A 2,771-nucleotide genomic window follows, 5' to 3' on the forward strand; every position below is an offset into this window, starting at 1 on the left:
AGGTATCCGGCGAGGGTGCCGGCGGCGCCGCCCAGGGACACGGGGAGGCCCTCGCGCAGGATCCGCTCGATGCGCTCCTGTGCGTCGAGGACGAGCCGGCGCCAGCCCGCCGCCTTCAGGCCGAAGGTGGTCGGTACGGCGTGCAGGGCGAGGGTGCGGCCGGTCATCGGGGTGTCCCGGTGGCCGACGGCGAGCCGGGCCAGCGCACGGGCCGTACGGCCGAGGTCGGCACGGATCAGGCCGAGCGCCTCCCGGCACACCAGCATGGTGCCGGTGTCCAGGACGTCCTGGCTGGTCGAACCCCGGTGCACGTACTCGGCGGCGGCCGGATCGCGCCGGGCGACGACCGCGGTGAACGCCGCGACCAGCCCGACGACGGGGTTCGCGGTCTCGCGTGCCGCCCTCGCGACGGCCACGGTGTCGAGCAGCTCGGCATGGGCGGCCTCGGTGATGACCCGGGCGGCGCCCGCCGGGACGGTCCCGAGCCGGGCCTGCGCCCTCGCGAGCCCGGCCTCGGCGTCCAGCATGGCCTGCAGCCAGGCGGTGTCCCCGACGGCGGCGGCGACGGGCGTGCCGGCGCGGACGGGGGAGAGGAGACCGAGGTCGGCTTCGGGGACGGGTGGGGTCAGGGTGGGGTGTTCGGTGGTGGAGGTCATGCGAGCGCTCCCGCGAGATCGGCCGCCGGTGCTTCGCACGCGCCGAGCCCCAGCACTGCCCTGGCCACCGCGTCGCTGTCCCCCAGCGTCACCGAGTCCACGCCCGGCCGGATGCCCGCCGCCGTGACCCAGTGGACGGACTCGGTGGGGACGCCGTGAGCGAAGCGGCGGGGGTGGGGGCGGCCGGTGGCGTCGACGACGTGATACGGGCGGTCGGTGACCTCCAGGCCGCCGGTCTCGTACGAGGTGCCGTCGGCGGACCGCACCCGGAACGGGCGGCAGTGGCCGGCCGCCAGCAGGCGCCGCAGCAGCGGGTCGGCGGTGCGGCGCAGGTCGGGCTCGGGCAGCCGGGCCTCGATCAGGACGCGGGCCGGGATGCGGACGCCCGGCACGTCGGACTCCAGGGCGAAGCCTTCCGGGGTCGTCGTCGCCCGCGTACCGGGGCCCGCGATGCGCAGCACGCCCACCTCGATCAGTGCCGTCATCTGCTCGATCCGGTGCGCGGGCGGGCCGATGGACAGGAACGCGTTGAGCGGCGTGTACCAGCGGTCGAGGTCGTCGCGGTGGGAGCGGCCGTCGAGGCCGCCGTGGTCCACCGCGAGGCGGATCTCGTTGCGCAGGTCGCGCAGGACGTCGAGGGCGGCCTTCAGCGGACCGCTGACGTTGCCGAGCCGCGCGGCGCGCACGTCGGCCCGCAGATGGTCCAGCAGCCAGTGGGTGAAGTCGTCGTGGGAGGTGAACTCCCGCTTGCCGTACGGGTGGTGGATCAGGTCCCAGTTCCAGCGCTCGGCGTCCGGGACGCCCGCCTCCGTCAGCAGCCGCTCCTCGGCGCCGCGCGGTGCCGTGACGAAACGGGCCGCGAAGGCCTCGGCCTCGCTGCGGTGCACGCGGCCGGCCAGCAGCGTCTCGTAGTAGACGGTCTCGACCTCCTTGGCGATCAGCGGCCACAGGTCGGTGCGGAAGTCCAGCCGGTCGTCGGCGCGCAGCCGGTCGATGCGCTCCGGCGTCAGCAGCCGGGGCAGATGACGGCCGTGCGGGCCCTTCTCGTTCTCGCCGCGCGCCTGGTACGGCACCCCGCGCCGCGAGCCCGCGCAGATCAGCGGTTCCCGTCCGGAGGGCCGGTAGACCAGACCGTCGGCGGTGCGCTCGTACGTGCCGCCGCGCCCTTCCGTGAACAGGGCCATGTGGTCGAAGAAGCTGAGCCCGAGCCCGCGCAGCAGCACGGTCTCGCCGGGCGCGACGAGCCGGACCAGGTCGAGGTCGGCCGGGTTGGCCGGCGGCACGTAGGTCAGGTCGCGGTCGATCGCGAAGAGGGCCAGCTCCTCCTCGGCGCGGGACATACGGGCGGGCACATGGCCCTGGGACAGGACCACCGCGTCCAGCCGGGTCAGCAGCGTGCCGTCGTCCAACAGGACTTCCTGGTACGGCGGTTCGTCCGCGTCGTCGACGGCGACGGCCCGCGAGCGGTGCACGCGCACGGTCACCTGGTCCGGGGCCCTGCGCACCACGCGCCCGAAGGCCCACTCCAGGTAGTGGCCGTACAGCGCGCGCGAGGGGTAGGTGTCGGGGCCGAGGTCGCGGGCCTCGGCGACGGCGGCGTCGTCCAGATCCTCGGCGCCCTCGAAGGGGCCCATGAGGGTGCGGAAGCGGGCCCACTCGTACAGGCTCGGGCCGGGCTCGTCGGGGCCGTCGATCCGCACGCTGGCATCGGTGAACAGGGTGATCTGCGAGGCCACGGTGTTCATCAGCAGATGCCGCGACTGGTCCGTGCGCCACACCCGCCCGGCGCCGGGCCGGTCCGGGTCGACGACGTGCACCACGACCGGTCCGGCCGGCCTGCGGCCGCGCGCGTTGGCACACAGCCGCTCCAGCACGGACAGTCCGCGTGGCCCGGCGCCGACGATGCAGATCTCGAGTCGTTTACCGGTCATGGGCGTCGGGCTCCAGGGCTTCGTGCACGGTTACGGTGATCAGGTCCGCCGCCTCCTGTGCGGCGCGCTCGGCGTCCTCGGCGTCGGCCCCCGTGGTGATCACGGAGCCGAGCCGGTCCCAGGAGGAGCGCACGTCGGTGACGGTGTCGCCGGGCCCGCACGTGAGGTCGACGCGGACCACGCC

General features: G+C 75.0%; 2 protein-coding genes and 1 pseudogene. All 3 read right to left on the reverse strand.

Going from position 1 to position 2,771, the window contains the following annotated elements:
* Nucleotides 1-656 (reverse strand): lyase family protein (locus ACTWQJ_RS49815; protein ID WP_443312959.1); only part of this gene is annotated, 656 nt, incomplete at its 3' end.
* Nucleotides 653-2,587, reverse strand: a complete 1,935-nt coding sequence (locus tag ACTWQJ_RS49820; protein ID WP_443312960.1) for an FAD/NAD(P)-binding protein — start codon at nt 2,585-2,587, stop codon at nt 653-655. The genes ACTWQJ_RS49815 and ACTWQJ_RS49820, both read right to left, overlap by 4 nt.
* Nucleotides 2,577-2,771 (reverse strand): annotated as a pseudogene (locus ACTWQJ_RS49825) (hypothetical protein); the annotation flags it as partial. The gene ACTWQJ_RS49820 and the pseudogene ACTWQJ_RS49825, both read right to left, overlap by 11 nt.

Source organism: Streptomyces sp. KR55 (assembly GCF_052245645.1).
In the GTDB taxonomy this organism is placed as follows: Bacteria; Actinomycetota; Actinomycetes; order Streptomycetales; family Streptomycetaceae; genus Streptomyces; species Streptomyces flavusporus.